The organism is Pseudomonas sp. PDM27 (assembly GCF_019219205.1).
GTDB lineage: Bacteria > Pseudomonadota > Gammaproteobacteria > Pseudomonadales > Pseudomonadaceae > Aquipseudomonas > Aquipseudomonas laurylsulfatiphila.
Genome location: NZ_JAHUWF010000003.1, coordinates 220,885 through 238,847 on the forward strand (window position 1 = coordinate 220,885; position 17,963 = coordinate 238,847).

Here is a 17,963-nt window from a genome sequence, read left to right on the forward strand (position 1 = left end):
TGGGAGTCGAGGTTGAACTTCAGGCTTTGCGACCCAGCATTCGCTTGAGGGTCACATCACGGTCGATAAAGTGGTGCTTCAATGCTGCCAACGCATGGAGGCCGGAAAAAATTACCAGCACCCACGCCAGATAGAGGTGAATCACCCCAGCGGTATCTGCCTGGTCCGGCAATCCGGAGACCAGGGCAGGCACTTCAAACAAGCCAAACACCGGGATACCGACGCCTTCTGCGGTGGAAATCAGGTAACCGGCAATCAACACGGCAAACAGACTGAGGTAGAGGAAGCCATGACCGAACCTGGCGCCCAGACGCGTCATGCGGCTGTAGCTGGCCAGGGTTGGCGGCGGCGGGCTGATGAAGCGCCACAGTACCCGCAGCAGCATCACACCCAACACCACCAGGCCGATGCTCTTGTGCAGGTCCGGCGCGTCTTTGCGCCAGGTGCTGTAGTAGTCGAGCCCGACCATCCACAGCCCAAGCGCGAACAGACCAAAGACCGCCAGTGCCACGCCCCAGTGCATGAAGATGCTGACCCAGCCGTAGCGGGAGGTAGAGTTACGTAGCTGCATTGCCTGGATCCCTGTAAGTGCTAGCCCAAGAGTATCGAGTTATCTATCGAATTAAAGCGGAAAAATTTGCTTTGAAATATCGAAAAATACGATCAACAGTCTGAAGCCTGCGAGTTAAGGAAAGATTAAAGTCGAAATTGTGAGGAAAAGTGAATACAAACCAGAGAACACCTGTATCAAAAGATTTATTCGATTCTGCTCCCGGTTTTTCTCCAGGCAAAAAAAAGCGCGGCCCTTGAGCCGCGCTTTTTTACGTCTGAACGTTACTGCGCCTTGGCCTCCGTTGCCGGAGTCGCAGCCGGTTTGGCCGCTGGCTTCTTGGCCGGCTCGGCTTTCTTGGCGGGTGCCTTGGCCGGGGCTTTTTTCGCCTCGGTCTTGGCGGCCGGTTTGGCCGGTGCCTTCTTGGCTGGCTCGGTTTTTACCGGTGCCGCAGGCTTCGGTGCTTCCACCGGTGCCGGCGCGACGGCCGGGGCTGGTGCCGGAGCAGGTGCTGGCGGTACTACAGGCTCAGGCGTCTTGACCGGTTCCGGCTTCTTCTCGTCATCCGAGCCGCCGAACAGGTTGCTGAAGAAGTTGCCCTTCTTCGCCGCCACCGCACCAGCGCCTGCCGCAGCAGCAGCCGGGACTACTTTGGCCGGTTCGAACGACTTGCCCGCCGCCAGGTCTTCAACCTGGCTGGCTGCACGCTGACCGGTGCGCAGCGCGCCTTCCAGGGTGCCAGGGTACAGGGTGTCGGTGTGTTCGCCAGCGAAGGTTACGCGCTGAATCGGGCGTTCCCACAGGCGCCAGAACTTGCTGATCTGGCCCGGACCGAAGGCCAGGTAGGCGCCGCCAGTCGATGGGTCGGTGCTGTAGCGACGGATTTCATAACCGGTGAACGAACCACGGGCCTGTGGATAGAACGCGTGCAGGCGGATCAACACCTGATCGACCATCTGCTTGTCGCCGAATGCCTGCATCACCCGCGCGTTGTCACCGGACAGGTTGATCACCACGTTGGCGCCGCCCTTCAGGGCAGGCTCGATCCACAACATGCCCAGGCCAGTATTGCTGTAGATCTCGCCGGACATGCGCGCCTTGCTTTCCCACACCGGCGTCTTGAACTTCAGCATGATCTGGTCGCGCCAGCCGTAGTTGGTGCCCTTGATCGCCGCCAGGTGCTGGGCGTCCAGCGCCGGGGTCATCTGGATCTTGTTCAGGGCGCGCAGTGGCACCGCCAACACCACGTAGTCAGCCCGATAGCCGACGCCATCGACTTTGACGGTCACGCCGTCCTTGTCCTGAATGATCGCCGAGACCGGGGAGTTGGTCTTGATGGTTTTCAGCTGCTTGACCAGGGCCTGGGCCAGCACCGGGCTGCCACCGACCAGGCGCGCAGCGCGCAGGTCACGATCGGAGACGCCACGGTAGACGCGGCTCTGCTGCGCGAAGTACAGCAGCGACAAGCGCGAAGGTTCGTCGTAGCGGGTACGGATCTGCTGGTTGATCAACTGGCGGGCGGTGGCCGGCAGGTTCTGCTTGTCGAGCCAGCTGGACACGTTGATCTGATCCAGCGCGTGCAGCGTGTTGTTGGCGGCCGGGTTCAGCGGGTCGTCGATCGAACGCGCCAGATCGTCCACGGTCTTGTCGAAGCGCTTGAGCGCCTCGGCGGTAGCCGGCTGTTTGGTCGCCAGATCGGCGGCAGAGAAATACTCGCCATCGATCAGGTACCCTGGGGTCCGCACGAATTCAGGGGCCGGCGTGGTGCTCAGCTTGAAGTTCGATACGTACTTGTTCAGCACCGGCTGAGTCTTGTCGTTGCCGATCCACTCGCTGGTGGCCATGCCGGAACGGCCGCCCAGGCTCGACTTGGCTTCCAGCAGGGTGACCTGCCAGCCCTTGCTCTGCAGCTCGTACGCGGCAGTCAGGCCCGACAGGCCGCCGCCGATCACGATCGCGGTTTTATCCTTGGCCAGCGCAGACACGCTGAACAGCCCCAACATCACCAGCGCACAGGCGCGCAGCCAACCGACAGACATTCAGCGAACTCCGGAATTACACGAGGAAAACAGCAGTTTTTGCGAGCCAGACGGCTCAAGAAGCGCGAAGGATACGTCAGCCATCAGGCACCTGCCAGCAACGTCTATCGGCCTGGACAAAGTAGCTCTTTCGACACAATGGGTTGTCCCCGTGGCACGCATTGCATAGGCTTGCCCGATTGTTTGTCCGCGCAGATAACGGACCGCCTCCAGGAGAGTGAAAATGGGCCTGAATAATCAGTGGATGCAACGCGATCTCGCCGTGCTGTGGCATCCCTGCACCCAGATGAAAGATCACGAACAACTGCCGCTGATCCCGATCAAACGCGGGGAAGGCGTGTGGCTGGAAGACTTCGAAGGCAAACGCTACCTCGATGCGGTCAGCTCCTGGTGGGTCAATGTGTTCGGGCACGCCAACCCGCGGATCAACCAGCGCATCAAGGATCAGGTCGATCAGCTCGAACATGTGATCCTTGCCGGCTTCAGTCATCAACCGGTGATCGAACTGTCCGAACGCCTGGTGAAGATGACGCCGGAAGGCCTGACCCGGTGCTTCTACGCCGATAACGGCTCGTCCTGCATCGAAGTCGCGCTGAAAATGAGCTTTCACTACTGGCTCAATCGCGGCCAGCCGAACAAGAAGCGCTTCGTCACCCTGACCAACAGCTACCACGGCGAAACCATGGCGGCGATGTCGGTGGGCGACGTGCCGCTGTTCACCGAGACCTACAAGGCGCTGTTGATGGACACCATCAAAGTGCCGAGCCCGGACTGCTACCAGCGTCCCGAGGGCATGAGCTGGGAAGACCATTCGCGCAATATGTTCGCCGTGATGGAGCAGACCCTGGCCGAGAACCATGACAGCGTCGCAGCCGTGATTGTCGAGCCGCTGATCCAGGGCGCCGGCGGCATGCGCATGTACCACCCGGTGTACCTCAAGCTGCTGCGCGAAGCCTGCGACCGCTACGGCGTGCACCTGATCCACGACGAAATCGCTGTTGGTTTCGGCCGCACCGGGACGATGTTCGCCTGCGAGCAGGCCGGCATCCGCCCGGACTTCCTGTGCCTGTCCAAGGCCCTGACCGGCGGCTACCTGCCACTGGCGGCGTGCATGACCACAGACGAAGTCTACAGCGCCTTCTACGACGACTACCCGACCCTGCGCGCCTTCCTGCACTCCCACAGCTACACCGGCAACCCGCTGGCGTGCGCGGCGGCCCTGGCGACGCTGGACATCTTCGAAGAAGACAACGTCATCGAGAACAACAAGGCCCTGGCGCAGCGCATGGCTTCGTCGACGGCGCATCTGGTGGATCACCCGAACGTGTCCGAAGTGCGCCAGACCGGCATGGTGCTGGCCATCGAGATGGTCAAGGACAAGGCCAGCAAAGAGGCTTACCCGTGGCAGGAGCGCCGTGGCCTGAAGGTGTTCCAGCACGCCCTGGAGCGCGGTGCTTTACTGCGCCCATTGGGCAGCGTGGTGTATTTCCTGCCGCCGTACGTGATCACGCCGGAGCAGATTGACTTCCTGGCCGAAGTGGCCAGCGAAGGGATCGACATTGCCACCCGTGACAGCGTCAGCGTTGCGGTGCCGAAGGACTTCCATCCGGGGTTCCGTGATCCGGGTTGATTGTTTTTATCTGGACTGTTGTGGGGTCAGGGCTGACGCCTTCGCGAGCAAGCCCGCTCCCACAGTTGACCGCATTACTTTGTGGGAGCGGGCTTGCCCGCTAAGGCGCCCATAAGACCTACACACGAATTACAGAGACCCCGCATGAGACTGTCCCGCTTCTTCATCGACGCCCCCCTGAGCACCGGCGAGCACGAGTTGCCCGAAGCCCAGGCCCATTACATCAGCCGCGTGCTGCGCATGGCCGAGGGCGATGCGTTGCAATTGTTCGACGGCTCGGGCCAGGAGTTTCGCGCCAGGCTGGTCGAAGTCGGCAAAAAGCGCGTGGTGGTGCAGATCGATGAAAGCTTCGCCGGGCAAATCGAATCGCCGCTGCAAATCCATCTCGGCCAGGGCCTGTCCCGGGGCGAGCGCATGGACTGGGCGATTCAGAAAGCCACGGAACTGGGCGTCAGCGAAATCACCCCGATCTTCACCGAACGCTGCGAAGTCCGGCTCAAGGACGAGCGCGCCGACAAACGCCTGCTGCACTGGCGCCAGGTGGCGATCAGCGCTTGCGAGCAATGCGGCCGTTCACGGGTACCGGTGATTCATCCGCCGCTGTTGCTGACTGACTGGTTGAAGCAGACGCAAGCCGAGTTGAAGCTGGTGCTGCATCCGGTGGCCGAGCCGCTGGTGAGCCATGCCAAACCTTCAAGTCTGGCATTCCTGATCGGTCCGGAAGGTGGTTTGTCCGATGCCGAAGTCGATCAGGCCAAGGCCGTCGGCTTCCACGCCGCCCGCCTCGGTCCACGGGTACTGCGCACCGAAACCGCGCCGGTTGTTGCACTGGCGGTGGCCCAGCAACTCTGGGGTGATTTCTAGGCCGCCTTCGCGAGCAAGCCCGCTCCCACATTGGAACGCATTCTGTGGGAGCGGGCTTGCTCGCGAATGGCCTCGACACGGTCTAGAGGCCGATCTGGCTGCTACTGCACCGGATCGCTCACCGGTTTGGCAATGATCGCCTTGAGTTCGCTGGTCATCGGGAACTCAAGGTTCAAACCCTTCGGCGGGATCGGCTGCTCGAACCAGCGTTTGTAGATGCCATTGATCTCGCCCGAGCTGTACAGATCCGCCAACGCACCGTTGACCAGCGCCAGGAACTGCGGATCGTCCTTGCGCACCATGCAGCTGTAGATCTCCCGCGATTGCTCCTCCCCGACCACCACCCATTTGTGCGGGTCGTTGGCCTTTGCGCGCTCGCCATAGAGCAGCGCGTCGTCCATGTAGAACGCCGCCGCCCGGCCCGACTGCAGCATCTGGAAGGCTTCGCCGTGGTCCTTGGCGCTGATCACGAACATGTCGATCTTGTGATCGACGTTGTAGCTTTTCAGGAAGCGCTCGTTGGTGGTACCGGCGGTGGTCACCACATTCTTGCCGCGCAGGTCAGCGAAGCTCTTGATCCCGCTGTCCTTCGCGGTCAGCAACTGGCCTTTGACATAGATGAAACCATAAGAGAACGCCACCTGCTTCTGTCGTTCGGCAGTCACGCCGGTGGAGCCGCACTCCAGGTCCACGGTGCCGTTTTGCACCAGTGGAATACGGGTCTGCGAGGTCACCAGGTTGTACTTCACCTTCAAGTCCGGCAGCGCCAGTTGCTGCTGGATGCGCTCGACGATCTTGCCCGCCAGATCCACCGAGTAACCCATCGGCTTGCCGCTGTGATCACCCACGTAGGAGAACGGCACCGAAGCATCGCGATAGCCCAGGGTGATGCTGTTGGCGCTGGCGATTTTGCTCAGGGTGCCGGTCAGGGGCGCTTCATTGGCCTGAACCTGACTGCCGAGCAACAGGCCAAGCGTACAAGCGAGCAACGTGATTTTTTGCATTGTTATTCTCCGTTGTGGGTGTTGGTTTATCAGACGCGTGCAGCGATGACGGTGATTTCCACCAGCACCTGCGGGCGGGCCAGTTCGGCCTGCACCGTGGTGCGGCTCGGTGCCTGCCCCGGCGACAGCCAGGCCGACCAGACCTCGTTCATCGCGGCGAAATCCTCGGTGATGTTCTTCAGGTAAATGGTCGCACTGAGCAGATGATCCTTGTCGCTGCCCGCCTCGGCCAGCAAGGTATCGATTTTCGCCAGCACTTCGCGGGTCTGGCCGCTGGCATCCCGGGCATCGCCCGGCACCTGCCCGGAGAGAAACACCAGGTCGCCAAAGGTCACGGCGCCAGACAGGCGCGGGTTGCTGTGCAGTCGGGTAATGGTCATTGCAGTGTCCTCTTCAGAAATCAGCATTCAGGCGGCCCGGTGGCTGAAACCCTGAAGGTCGATGGACGGCTGGCGCTCGCCGATCAGTTCGCTGATCAAGCGCCCGCTGCCGCATGCCAGGGTAAAACCCAGCGCGCCGTGGCCGAGGTTGAGCCACAGGTTGCGATACGCCGTCGCGCCCAGCAACGGCACGCCGCTAGGGGTGGCCGGGCGCATGCCAGCCCACTCGACGGCTTCGTCATAGGCGCCGGCATTGGGAAAGGTGTCATGGGCCTGACGCTTGATCAGCGCCAGGCGTTTGGGGTCCAAAGCAGGGTCGAAGCCGACAATGTCGACCATTGCCGCCACTCGCAATTGCTTGCCGATGCGCGCATAGACGATCTTGCGGTCGTAGTCGGTGATGCTCACGTCCGGCGCCCGGTGACCGGCGCCGATCGGCACGGTCAGGCTGTAGCCCTTGAGCGGGTAAAGTGGCAGTTGCAGCCCGGGAAGCGCCAACAGCGGGCTGCGGTGACCGGCGGCGATCACCAGTTGATCGACCGACAGCACTTGCTCGCCCAGTTCGATGGCGTTGACGCTGCCGTTGCTGTGGCGGATGCCGGTTACCGCTTGCCCGAGACGAAACTCGCAACGGCCGGACGCTTGCAGCCGGGCGGCCAGTTGCTGGCAAAAACCGTGGCAGTCGCCCACCTCTTCGTCCGGGGTGTAGATCGCCCCGACAAAGGGCGCATCGATCAGCGCCGGTTCCAGTTGCGCGCATTCGGCCGGCGACAACACCTGCTGTTGCTGCGGGTCGGCCAGGCTCTGGCGCGCACGCTCGAAGCTGCTGTTCTGGCGGAAGGTCACCAGTTTGCCATTGCGCCGCCATTGGAATCCCGTCAGCCCATCGCCCTCGCGCCAGGACTTCAATGTGTCCTGGCTGAACAGCGCCAGGCGCAGCAAGTGCGCGGCGTTCTCGCGGTTGACCGAGCGGCGGCAGGCGCCGAGGAACGATGCCATCCAGCGCCACTGGGCCGGGTCAAAGCGCGGGCGCAGTTTCAACGGTGAGTCGCCGCGCAGCATCCAGCCTATGGCTTGCAAAGGCACACCGGCGTCGGCCAGGGGGGCGACATAGCGATAGGACAACTGGCCGCCGTTGGCGAAGCTGGTTTCGCTGCCCAGCGAGCCCCGTGCCTCGACCACCGTCACCTCGAAGCCGTCGCGCACCAGCGCATAGGCCGTTGCCAGGCCAATCACACCGCCACCGATGATGCACACACGCTGAGCCATGTCCGTCCTTAAAACCGTTGTGAAGACGAGGCCAAGGTTAGAGCCAGGTGACAGACGTTGAACAATGCATAAAGATGGCAAACCCATAAACAAAGGTTATGGACTTGCCATGCGTCTTCGCCATATCGAGATTTTCCAGGCCATCCGCCAGACCGGTTCGATCAGCGCTGCCGCGCAATTGCTGCACGTCTCGCAGCCGGCGGTGAGCAAGGTGTTGCAGCACGCCGAGCAACAATTGGGTTTCCCGCTGTTCCTGCGGGTACGCGGCAAGTTGCAGGCGACGCCGGAAGCGCTGGAGCTGGAGCGTGAAGTGGACAAGGTCAGTGAAAGCCTGCAAGGCGTGCGACGCCTGGCGCAGAGCCTACGCCGCGAACCGGGCCACAGCCTGCGCATCGGTGCCACCCCGGCGCTGGCCCTGTCTTTGCTGCCGCCGGCCATTCACGAATGGACCGGGCGTTACCCGGACATCGCTTGCGAACTCTCCAGCGCCCACAGTCGCGAACTGGTACAGAACCTGTTGATGCGCGAAGTGGATGTCGCCCTGACCCTGCAACGCCCGGATCACCCGGGGCTCAAGGCCCAGGCGCTGGCGTCCGGCGTGCTGGTGGCGCTGGCGCCGAGTGGTTACTGGTCTCAGGAAGAGGTGGGTAAACCGTTGCCGCTGATGGCGCTGGCGGATGCGCCGCTAATCGGTTTATCGAGCGCCGATCCACTGGCCGCGCGGCTCGACAGTTACCTGGAAGCGGTCGAACCGCCGCCCCGGGTACGCATCGCCGTGCAAACCTACTCACTGGCACGGGCGATGGTGGAATCCGGCGCGGGCCTGGCGGTGATCGATCCGTTCACCGCCCTTGGCGCCTCTCCCGCCAACACAATGATCCGCCCTCTGGCACCGCCGTTACCCATCACCCTGTACGCAGTGACCCGCGCCGCCGAACCACCGCCCCACACCTTGAACGATCTGTTGCAGGTATTCAGCCGCCGAGCCCGGGAGCAGCTGGATCGGCTGGCCCCGGTACAGCCTTAAAGGACATAAAAGAAAATCGCCACAAAGTGCAGCAAGCTCCCGGCGATCACGAACAGATGCCAGATCCCGTGGGCATGGCGCAGGCGATGATCAAGGGCAAAAAAGATAATCCCCACGGTGTACAACACCCCGCCCGAGGCCAACCACGCAAATCCGGCGCCGCCCAGTGCCGCGAGCAGCGGCTTGACCGCCACCAGCACAATCCAGCCCATCACCGCATAAATCACGATCGACAGAATCCGCGCCTCCGAACGCGGCTTGATCTCTTGCAGGATGCCGATCAGCGCCAGCCCCCAGACAATCCCGAACAAGGTCCAGCCCCACGGCCCGCGCAGGGTCACCAGGCAGAACGGCGTGTAGCTGCCGGCGATCAACAGGTAGATCGAGAAGTGATCGACCTTCTGCATGATCGCTTTCTTGCGTCCGCGCACGCTGTGGTACACGGTCGATGCGCTGTAAAGCACCAGCAAGGTAAAGGCGTAGATCGCCATGCTGACAATCTTCCACGGGCTGCCGTCGAGACTGGCCAGCACAATCAGCCACACCCCGCCGATAAACGCCGCCACCGCCCCGGCCAGATGCGTCCAGGCGTTCAGTCTTTCTCCGTGATACATGTGGTGCTCACCTCGAATTTCATCAGCGCAACGCGCAAGGCTCAGGCCTCAAGGTTAAAAGCGCAATCTTTCCGTATAGCGCAATCCCGTGTAGGAGCTGCCGAAGGCTGCGATCTTTTGATTTTCAGCACCTTCAAGGGCTGCGAAAAATCAAGATCAAAAGATCGCAGCCTTCGGCAGCTCCTACAACGCTCAGTGTTTAACGGGCACAATTGATCGATACCAAAGAGAGTCCGCCCCATGCTGATCGATGAAGAGTTGACCCTGAAAAAACTCGAGGTGTTCCTGGCCTTCATGCGCACCGGCAACCTGGCACGCGCCGCCGCCGAATTGCAGACCAGCAACGTCAGCGTGCATCGGGCGATCCATTCCCTGGAAAGTGCCCTGCGCTGCCCGTTGTTCAAGCACGAAGGCCGTAGCCTGACGCCGCTGGAAAGCGCTTACGTGCTGGAAGAGCGGGCGCAGAAGCTGATTCAGGATGTCGTCGAAAGCGTGCGCCTGACCCGCGAGGCCGCCGGGTTCTCGGCCGAGCGTTTCAAGTTGGGATCGCTGTATTCGCTGACGGTGAAGACCGTACCGCAACTGATCATGGGCCTGAAAATCCGCCGCAGCGAACTCAACATCGACCTGATTCTGGGCTCCAACATCGACCTGCTCTACAAGCTCAAGAACATGGAAGTCGATGCGATCCTTGTGTCGCTGGACGACAGCATCAACGACCCGGATTGCGAACAGATCCCGTTGTTTTCCGACGACATCTTCCTCGCCACACCCGCCGACTCGAAGTTTGCCCAACGGACTGAAGTCGACCTGGCCGAGGTCCGCGACGAAACCTTCATCACCCTGACCCAGGGCTTCGCCACCCATCAGGACGGCAAGCGGGTATTCGAGCAGGCAGGGTTCGAGCCAAAGGTGGCGATGCAGGTCAACGACATCTTCACCCTGCTGAGCATGGTCAGTTCGGGCGTGGGTTATGCGTTGCTGCCGGGGCGGATTGCGGCGGTGTACGAGAACCGGGTGAAGCTGATCCCGTTGCAGGAAAAGTACCGCTTGCAGCAACACATTGGCGTGGTGTTCCTGAAGGCCAAGGAGCGTGATCCGAACCTGCTGGCGTTGCTGGCGGAGTGTCGGATGTATGCCAATCGCCAGGCTTGAAACCGAGTCGCGCCCTTCGCGAGCAAGCCCGCTCCCACATTCGACCGCATTCCAAATGTGGGAGCGGGCTTGCTCGCGAAAGCGTCAGACCCGACAACTCAGCCCCTGAACCTACCCGACAATCCCGCGAACAATGAAGAACAACAGCGAAGGCCCGAGCAAGCAGCCAAGCCCGGTGTGGAAGGTCGCGGTCAACGCGCCATAAGGCACCAGGCGCCGGTCTGTCGCCGCCAAGCCGGCGGTCACGCCGCTGACCGTGCCAGCGAGCCCACCGAACACCATCGCCGAACGCGGGTTGTCCAGGCCCATCCAGCGCGCCGCCATCGGCGTGCCAACCATCACCAGGATCGCCTTGATCAGGCCGGTGGCAATCGACAGCGCCACCACATCGGAACTGGCGCCAATCGCGGCTCCGGTCACTGGGCCGACGATGTAGGTCACCGCACCGGCGCCAATGGTGGTCATGCTCACCGCATCGCGGTAACCGAATACCCAGGCCATGCACGCACCGACAATGAACGGCAGCACCGTGCCCAACAGCAGCGCGATCACGCCGATCAAACCGGCCTTTTTCGCTTCCGTGGCCTGCACCTCGAATGCCGTGGCGACGATGGCGAAGTCCCGCAGCATGGCGCCGCCCATCAACCCGATGCCGGAAAACAGCGTCAAGTCCGCCAGGCCCTTTTGCCCGCCGGTCATCGTGCCGCCAACCCAGGCCAGCACCAGGCCGATGACGATGGCAATCGCCGAACCGTGGATGCGTCCGAAGGTCAGGCGTTTGGAGATCACCACTGACACCCACATGATCACGCCGACGAAGGCGAATGCGGTGACCAGACCGTTGTGTTCCAGACCGTTCTTGATCAGATCCCACATATCAGCGACCTCCTGCCGGTGCGCCAACCTGCGTTACATCCGCCGGTTCATCGGGCAAGGGTTCGCCTTTGTGGGTCCGGCTGATCAGGGCAATGGTGCAACCGCAAACCACCACCGAACCGATCGCCGCCAGCACCGCCACCGGGCCACCGTGCAGCGCCGTGACCACGTTTTGTTGCGCCGCCATCGCCACCACCACCGGGATGTACATCGCGCCCCAGAAACCGACGCCCATCTCGCACTCCCGGGTCATGCCGCCACGTCTGTGCATCCACAACCGTGCGCAAATCAGCAGGATCATCGCGATCCCGACGCCGCCGACGTTTGATTTCACACCCAGCAACACGCCGAGCATGTCACCCATGATCACCCCTGCCAGCGTACAGATCGCCAGCAGCGCCACACCGTAAATAATCATTGTCGTAGTCCTCAAAGTGCATTTCGAATGTTGTTTTTGTTGTTCGAAGCCTGAGTTTTAGGAGTGGCGGCTTCCCTCCTCACGCATCAGCGCCTGCAGGGTATCGAGCCGCGCACCGTCGAAGGCAATCACGGTGCCCTGCTCGAACACCCGGCGCGCCAGCCCGGTCAGCACCGCACCGGGCGGCAGTTCGATCTGTAGACGTACGCCGCGCTCGTAGGCGCTTTGTACCGTGCCGCGCCAATCGACGATGCGGCACATGTTGAAGGCCAGGTCGTCACGCAAGGCTTCAGGTTTGATCAGCGGACGCGCACGGCTGCCGCTCAGGTAGCCCACCTTCGGGGTTTGCAGCGGCACCTTGGCGAAGGCTTCGGCCAACCGTTGCGCGGGCACCTCAAGCAGTGGGCAGTGGGACGGCACGCTCACTGCCAGACGTTTGGCCAGGCCAGCTCCGCAACCTTTCGCCAACTCCGCCACCGCTTTCATCGCCGCATCGCAACCGGCAATCACCACCTGGTTATCGGCGTTGATATTGGCCAGATAGACCGGCACATCGGCGCTGTGAACCTGCGCCAACAAATCTTCCACCAAGGCCAGCTCCAGACCGATGATCGCGGTCATGCCGTAGCCCTGTGGATAAGCCTGCTGCATCAGCTCACCGCGCAGGCTGACCAAATGCAGCGCATCGCTGAAACCCAAGGCACCCGCCACCACTGCCGCCGGATAAGCGCCGATCGACAAGCCGGCGACGTAGTCCGGGGCCATGGCCAGCTGGCGTGAAGCGGCGACGCCAGCGATCAGCAGGCAAAGCTGAACCGCCCTCGTCGACCGCAATGCTTCGGCAGAGTCCAGCTGCGTCACGTCTTCACCGAGCCAATCGCTCGCCTCGTTCAACGTTTCCCGAGGCAAACGCGCCAGCATGCCGGGTTGCTGCGCACCCTGGCCGGGGAACACCAGCAAGCTGCTCACGCTGCCTGCTCCTGTGGATGCCACGGGTCAGTGACCAGACTGGCCTGAGTGGCACTTTTCAACAGGACCCGCGACGCAGTGCCGGCCCACTCGCGCAAGGCAACGGCGCCCAAGGGTGTCTGCAACTGCAGGTCCACGCGGCACACGGCCGTGTCGAGAACGGCCACCAGCGCCTGCGCATCGGCACGACTCAACGGACGCGGTGTACGCAGGATCAGATCGAGATCGCTGCCCTCGTGCAGCGCGGCAAACCCGCTGGCCAACTCAAACCCGGCACTGCCACTGACACCCCAGACCCAGCCACTCTCATCAAGGTGCGAGCGCAGTTGCGCCAAGGCACGCAGCGCCGGGAAATCACGCAGGCCTTGAACATGGCAGAGTTCTTCCGGCCGCACTCGCCGCGTAATGGCGGCGACTTCCATCTGCGTCGCATACCGCTGCTCGCGCAACGGCCCGCGCACACCCACCGCCACCTGCCCCGCCGCGCACAAGGCACGACGGACCACCACCGGCTGGCCGGCACTGATCGAGTCGATCACCCAGGTCGGGGCATCCGCAGGCAACTGCCGCGGGGTCATGCCCCACAGCAGGTCGTGAGCCAGAAGCGCACTCACCACTGTGCTCTCAGCAATTGGCGAACCTTGCTCGACGCCGCACGATTGGCCGCACCGAGACGACCGCTGAGATCTGCACCCTTCTCGGCGATATCGCCCATCGCCTGACTCAGGCACCCGGTCACCCGCGCCAGATCCGCCGCAGTCGGCTGCTCGATCTGTTCCACCGACAAGGTTTCCCACAGCAGCCCGAGGCTGGCATAGCTGTCGATGTCATAGGCCATCGGCGGCACGCTGGCCGCCAGGGCTTCGAGCTCTTCGACGCTGCGCAAGGTCACCCGCGCCGCCGACGCCTTGCCCATGGCATGCACCATCACCCCCGGATCGCGCAGGGCGATCAAGCGATTGGCCTGATAGCCGTGGGCCAGGAACGCCCCGGACATTGCCTTGCCCACCAGCAAACCGATCACCGCATGACCGGCCAGGCGGGCACGGGCGTAACTGCCCGCCGCTGCGGCCAGCGCCTGATGAATGCCGAGGGCTTCTTCACGTCGGCCGTAAGCCTGGCTCGGCACGTCGACGATGGCGATCAGGGCGCGTTTGCGGGCCTTGTTCTGATCGGCGGCGATGACTTCATCCACGGCCTTGGCCAGGCCCCAGCCTTCGAGCAAACCTACTTCGCCATTGCGTGCACGGACGAAGCGGTTTTCCGGATCGGCCACCACCGCGATGAAACGCACAGGCTGATCGCCCAGCGCACCGTCCGCGACTTTCAGCGAAGCCGGCAAACCCTCGACCGCTTTCGCCCCGGCGCTCAAGGCGTTGAACCAGTTCAAACCACGCAGGGAATACGAGCTCATGGGCGTTCTCCTTGGTACAGATCGCGAACCACGGACGGCTCGATTTGCGGTTCGGCGTCCAGACGCGCCAGGCGTTGCAGGAACAGTTCAGCCTGACGACTGCGTGATTGCGCCGGCAAACCCTGCTGGAGCAACTCACCCACCTGCAGGCGAATCTGCGCCACGTCGTCGGCCACATAGCGATCCACCAGACCACTGGCGAAGCGCTGCTCGCCTCCGGTCAGGCTCCAGATGAAGGGCCGGTCGCGGGAGTCGTATTCCTCGAGTCCGGCTTCCTGCTCGATCACCTGTGGACCGTTCAGGCCCAGTCGCGCTTCCTGGGTCACCAACAGGTAGCTGCACAACCCGGCGGCAATCGACATGCCGCCAAAGCAACCGACACTGCCCGCCACGACTCCGACCACGGGTTGGTACTGCTGCAAATCGACAATCGCCGCGTGGATGTCGGCAATCGCCGCCAGGCCGAGGTTGGCTTCCTGCAAGCGCACGCCGCCGGTTTCCAGCAGCAGCACGGCGCGGGTCGGGATGCCGTTGCGGTTGTCTTCGGCGGCCAGCTCCAGCGCACCGGCGATTTTTGCCCCGCCGACTTCGCCCAGGCTACCGCCCTGGAACGCGCCTTCGATGGCGGCGATCACCACCGGCAAACCATCGAGGTTGCCCTTGGCGATCACCACGCCGTCGTCGGCTTGCGGCACCACGCCCTGGCGCGACAGCCACGGCGACATGATCCGTTGAAAGGGGTCGAGCAGTTCGCGGAAGGTACCGGCATCGAGCAGGGCCTTGGCCCGTTGCCGCGCACCGAGCTCGACGAAGCTGTGTTTGTTCAGCAGGGATGCGCTGTCAGTCATGGCCGATCTCCTCGAAACCCTGTTCCAGACGCAGGCGCACCACGCCGGGGGTCGCGCCGAAATCGTGGATGTCGATGTCCATCGCCGGCGGCGTCTGGCCATCGAACATCCGTGCGAACAGATGCTGCCAGCGTTGTTCACTGCCATTGACCGAGGTCTGCACGTTAATCGTCAGCTTGCCGGCCTGACCCGGTTCGATCAGCACTTCCAGATCGCCCGAGCCGACACAGCCCACCAGGGTACGACCGCGTGGCGGCTGCCCGGCGGGGAATTCAAAAGATAAGGTTTCCATCAGAAAGCTCCCTGTTTGAGGCTGTCGCCCGACTCGATACGGTCGATGAACAGGCAGGCTGCGAGCAGGTCGGCAGCGCCGCCGGGCGAGGCATTCAACGCGATGAGTTGTTGGTCCAGCTCATGCAGGCGGCGACGTCCGGCGAGGCTGGCGCTACCCCCGGCATCGAGCACTGCCTGGGCGCCGAGTTGCATGGTGTGCAGACCTTGCTCTCCAGCGCGGTACAGCACGCAGGTGTCGGCCAGATTCGTCATGATCGCCAGCAGTGCATCGAGCCGGGCGTTCTGTTCGCCATGGCCGGCGGCGCGGCTGCATTTGAGTTGCGGCAACGCGCGTTGCAACACCGCCGGGAAGCCCAGTTGTGCTTCTTCACGGGCGCCCCGTGCGCCGTAGCGTTGAGCGACTTGAGCGCCGTGGCTGAGTGGACGCGGCGCGTAACGGTCGTCGAGCAATGCCAGACGCGCCGCACGAATCGATACGCTGCTTGCAGCCGTGGATTCAGGGTCCAGCGCAGCGGCAGTGACCAACAGGCCCAAGGCCCAGATCGCCCCGCGATGAGTATTCACGCCGCCCGTGGTGTCGAGCATCGCTTGCTCGCCTTCACGACCGATGCGGCCGACGGCTTCGCGCAGGGGCAAGCCGATCTCACCGAACGCTGTCGCGGCGTCGGCCATCGCCTTGAAGGCCGGCCACAGGGACAGCGCCGAAGCGTGCATCAGCCCCAGGTGCAAATCGCTGTGGGCGCCACTGCCGCGACGGTCGACCAGTGCCGGTTTCGGCGACAGATCAGCCTCGTCGATCAGCGCGTCCACCGCCAGGTCCGCCAGCCGCTCGGCCAGGCTCAGGGTTTTGGGTTGCAGGTTGAATGCGTGCATTACCAGCTCCTGAACTTGGCGGGCGGGTTGTAGAGGCCACCGGACCACTCCACCAGATCGGCCACGCTCTTCGCCGCGAGCAGCTCGCGGGTGGCGTCGGTGCGGCGGATGCCGAGGTCTTCGGGCAAGGCGATCAGGCCTTCGCGGCGCATGCGCGCGGTGTCTTTGGGGTTGTGGCGCAAACCGATGGCGGTCACCCCGGCGACGGCGGCGATCATCGCCTGGCGTTCTTCCAGCGAACGCGCCTTGTACAGGTAGGCGATGCCTTCTTCAGTCAACAAGTGGGTCACGTCGTCGCCGTAGACCATGATCGGCGCCAGCGGCATGCCGCTTTTCTTCGCCACCTCAACGGCATCAAGGGTTTCGACGAAGGTCGGTTTGCCGCCCTCCTGGAAGGTCTCGACCATCTGCACCACGAGCTTCTTGCCACGTTCGAGCATCGGCTCGGCCACGTCAGTGTTGCGCATGTCGAGCCAGGCGGGTGTACCGTGGCGACGACCGCGCGGGTCGTGGCCCATGTTCGGCGCACCGCCGAAACCGGCCAGGCGCCCACGGGTCACGGTGGAGGAGTGGCCGTCGCCATCGACCTGCAAAGTCGCACCGATGAACAGGTCCACGGCGTATTGCCCGGCCAGTTGGCTGAACATTCGGTTGGAACGCAGGGAACCGTCGCGCCCGGTAAAGAACACATCCGGCCGCGCCGCAATGTAGTTCTCCATCCCCAGTTCGGTGCCGAAGCAATGCACGCTTTCGACCCAGCCGCTTTCAATCGCCGGAATCAGGGTCGGGTGCGGGTTGAGCGTCCAGTTGCGGCAGATCTTGCCTTTGAGGCCGAGGGATTCGCCGTAGGTCGGCAGGATCAGCTCGATGGCCGCGGTGTTGAAACCGATGCCGTGGTTGAGGGACTGCACGTTGTGTTTTTCGTAGATGCCGCGGATCGCCATCATCGCCATCAGCACGTGCACCGGCTTGATGTGCCGCGGGTCGCGGGTGAACAGCGGTTCGATGTAGAACGGCTTGTCGGCTACCACCACGAAGTCGACCCAGGAGGCGGGAATGTCGACGCGCGGCAGGTCGCTGACATCGTCCACCAATTGGTTGACCTGGACGATGACGATGCCGTCGCTGAAGGCCGCCGGTTCTATCAGTGCCGGGGTGTCTTCGGTGCTCGGCCCGGTGTAGATGTTGCCGGCGCGGTCGGCCATGAAGCCGGCCGAGAGCACGACGTTGGGAATCAGGTCCACCACCAGCCGTGCGTAGAGTTCGATGTAGGTGTGGATCGCGCCGATTTCCAGCAGGCCGTCTTCGAGCAACTGGCTGATGCGCAGGCTTTGGGTGCCGGCGAAAGAGAAGTCGAGCTTGCGCGCAATGCCGCGTTCGAACAGGTCCAGATGCTCGGCGCGCCCGACGCTGGGCATGATCATGTGCAGGTCATGCAGCTTCGCGGGGTCGGCCTTGGCCAGGGAACGTGAAAGGAAATCCGCCTGCTTCTGGTTGTTGCCTTCGAGCACCACGCGGTCGCCCGGCAGGATCAACGCCTCCAGCGCCGCGACGATGTTATCGGTGGGCAACACCACACCGTCGGCAAGACCTCGCACCAGCTCGAGACGCCGCTGCTTTTCGCTGCGCCGCCGCGTCCATCGCGAGTCGGGGGATATTGTTGTTGTCATGACCACTCCACGGGTTCGCTGTCGTGGGGGTCACATTAGGAGTGTTGGGTGGGGGCATCAATCAAGCAG

19 protein-coding genes are annotated in these 17,963 nt (G+C 63.0%); 4 read left to right on the forward strand and 15 right to left on the reverse strand.

Annotated features, from left to right (window positions below; translation table 11 throughout):
- Positions 1 to 19 precede the first annotated feature (19 nt).
- Together KW838_RS08820 and KW838_RS08825 are read right to left on the reverse strand one after the other, a co-directional pair.
- On the reverse strand, positions 20 to 571 hold the full coding sequence (locus KW838_RS08820) for a cytochrome b (RefSeq protein WP_015097180.1): 552 nt from the start codon (positions 569 to 571) through the stop codon (positions 20 to 22).
- A 263-nt stretch (positions 572 to 834) separates the two neighbouring features.
- Positions 835 to 2,589, reverse strand: coding sequence for a flavin monoamine oxidase family protein (locus KW838_RS08825; RefSeq protein WP_218500912.1), 1,755 nt, complete (start codon positions 2,587 to 2,589; stop codon positions 835 to 837).
- A gap of 223 nt (positions 2,590 to 2,812) precedes the next feature.
- Between KW838_RS08825 and KW838_RS08830 the strand changes: the two genes are divergently transcribed.
- Together KW838_RS08830 and KW838_RS08835 are read left to right on the forward strand one after the other, a co-directional pair.
- The gene (locus KW838_RS08830; protein ID WP_218500913.1) at positions 2,813 to 4,219 is read left to right on the forward strand and encodes an adenosylmethionine--8-amino-7-oxononanoate transaminase; all 1,407 of its coding nucleotides are present in this window, start codon (positions 2,813 to 2,815) and stop codon (positions 4,217 to 4,219) included.
- Positions 4,220 to 4,363: 144 nt separating this feature from the next.
- The gene (locus tag KW838_RS08835) at positions 4,364 to 5,083 is read left to right on the forward strand and encodes a 16S rRNA (uracil(1498)-N(3))-methyltransferase (protein WP_102699941.1); all 720 of its coding nucleotides are present in this window, start codon (positions 4,364 to 4,366) and stop codon (positions 5,081 to 5,083) included.
- A 101-nt stretch (positions 5,084 to 5,184) separates the two neighbouring features.
- Here the strand turns inward: KW838_RS08835 and KW838_RS08840 are convergent, their stop codons facing one another.
- Genes KW838_RS08840 through KW838_RS08850 form a run of 3 tightly spaced genes read right to left on the reverse strand, consistent with a single transcriptional unit; the run spans position 5,185 to position 7,736 of the window.
- Complete coding sequence (locus KW838_RS08840; protein ID WP_008050279.1) at positions 5,185 to 6,087, reverse strand: transporter substrate-binding domain-containing protein; 903 nt, start codon at positions 6,085 to 6,087, stop codon at positions 5,185 to 5,187.
- A 29-nt stretch (positions 6,088 to 6,116) separates the two neighbouring features.
- Positions 6,117 to 6,467 (reverse strand): RidA family protein, encoded by a 351-nt coding sequence (locus tag KW838_RS08845; protein WP_007975437.1) that lies wholly within the window; start codon positions 6,465 to 6,467, stop codon positions 6,117 to 6,119.
- 27 nt (positions 6,468 to 6,494) lie between these two features.
- Positions 6,495 to 7,736 (reverse strand): D-amino acid dehydrogenase, encoded by a 1,242-nt coding sequence (locus KW838_RS08850; protein WP_218500914.1) that lies wholly within the window; start codon positions 7,734 to 7,736, stop codon positions 6,495 to 6,497.
- A 109-nt stretch (positions 7,737 to 7,845) separates the two neighbouring features.
- Here KW838_RS08850 and KW838_RS08855 point away from each other — a divergent pair, with 109 nt between their 5' ends.
- On the forward strand, positions 7,846 to 8,763 hold the full coding sequence (locus KW838_RS08855) for a LysR family transcriptional regulator (RefSeq protein WP_104450120.1): 918 nt from the start codon (positions 7,846 to 7,848) through the stop codon (positions 8,761 to 8,763).
- On the opposite strand, the gene KW838_RS08860 is transcribed toward KW838_RS08855, so the two are convergent.
- Positions 8,760 to 9,377 carry a hemolysin III family protein gene (locus KW838_RS08860; protein ID WP_007975433.1) on the reverse strand — a complete coding sequence of 206 codons (618 nt, stop codon included), beginning with the start codon at positions 9,375 to 9,377 and terminating at the stop codon, positions 8,760 to 8,762. The genes KW838_RS08855 and KW838_RS08860 overlap by 4 nt on opposite strands.
- Positions 9,378 to 9,617: 240 nt before the next feature.
- Here KW838_RS08860 and KW838_RS08865 point away from each other — a divergent pair, with 240 nt between their 5' ends.
- Positions 9,618 to 10,532 (forward strand): LysR substrate-binding domain-containing protein, encoded by a 915-nt coding sequence (locus KW838_RS08865; RefSeq protein WP_015097186.1) that lies wholly within the window; start codon positions 9,618 to 9,620, stop codon positions 10,530 to 10,532.
- Between the two features lie 111 nt (positions 10,533 to 10,643).
- Here KW838_RS08865 and madM read toward each other — a convergent pair whose 3' ends face one another.
- Genes madM through mdcA form a run of 9 tightly spaced genes read right to left on the reverse strand, consistent with a single transcriptional unit; the run spans position 10,644 to position 17,894 of the window.
- Positions 10,644 to 11,408, reverse strand: a complete 765-nt coding sequence (gene madM, locus KW838_RS08870; RefSeq protein ID WP_102673448.1) for a malonate transporter subunit MadM — start codon at positions 11,406 to 11,408, stop codon at positions 10,644 to 10,646.
- Between the two features lies 1 nt (position 11,409).
- Positions 11,410 to 11,826, reverse strand: coding sequence for a malonate transporter subunit MadL (gene madL / locus KW838_RS08875; RefSeq protein ID WP_008050285.1), 417 nt, complete (start codon positions 11,824 to 11,826; stop codon positions 11,410 to 11,412).
- Between the two features lie 57 nt (positions 11,827 to 11,883).
- Positions 11,884 to 12,795: a malonate decarboxylase subunit epsilon gene (gene mdcH / locus KW838_RS08880; protein ID WP_218500915.1), complete on the reverse strand. Its 912-nt coding sequence runs from the start codon at positions 12,793 to 12,795 to the stop codon at positions 11,884 to 11,886.
- Entirely contained in the window at positions 12,792 to 13,412 is a 621-nt protein-coding gene (locus KW838_RS08885) for a malonate decarboxylase holo-ACP synthase (RefSeq protein ID WP_218500916.1), read from the reverse strand. The genes mdcH and KW838_RS08885 overlap by 4 nt, the downstream gene beginning before the upstream one ends.
- Positions 13,406 to 14,209 carry a biotin-independent malonate decarboxylase subunit gamma gene (gene mdcE, locus KW838_RS08890; protein ID WP_218500917.1) on the reverse strand — a complete coding sequence of 268 codons (804 nt, stop codon included), beginning with the start codon at positions 14,207 to 14,209 and terminating at the stop codon, positions 13,406 to 13,408. Before mdcE ends, KW838_RS08885 begins: the two co-directional genes overlap by 7 nt.
- Positions 14,206 to 15,057, reverse strand: a complete 852-nt coding sequence (locus KW838_RS08895) for a biotin-independent malonate decarboxylase subunit beta (RefSeq protein WP_218500918.1) — start codon at positions 15,055 to 15,057, stop codon at positions 14,206 to 14,208. The genes mdcE and KW838_RS08895 overlap by 4 nt, the downstream gene beginning before the upstream one ends.
- Entirely contained in the window at positions 15,050 to 15,349 is a 300-nt protein-coding gene (locus tag KW838_RS08900; RefSeq protein ID WP_007975424.1) for a malonate decarboxylase subunit delta, read from the reverse strand. The genes KW838_RS08895 and KW838_RS08900 overlap by 8 nt, the downstream gene beginning before the upstream one ends.
- Complete coding sequence (locus KW838_RS08905; RefSeq protein WP_102699949.1) at positions 15,349 to 16,224, reverse strand: triphosphoribosyl-dephospho-CoA synthase; 876 nt, start codon at positions 16,222 to 16,224, stop codon at positions 15,349 to 15,351. The genes KW838_RS08900 and KW838_RS08905 overlap by 1 nt, the downstream gene beginning before the upstream one ends.
- Entirely contained in the window at positions 16,224 to 17,894 is a 1,671-nt protein-coding gene (gene mdcA, locus KW838_RS08910; RefSeq protein ID WP_102699950.1) for a malonate decarboxylase subunit alpha, read from the reverse strand. The genes KW838_RS08905 and mdcA overlap by 1 nt, the downstream gene beginning before the upstream one ends.
- Positions 17,895 to 17,963: the final 69 nt, after the last annotated feature.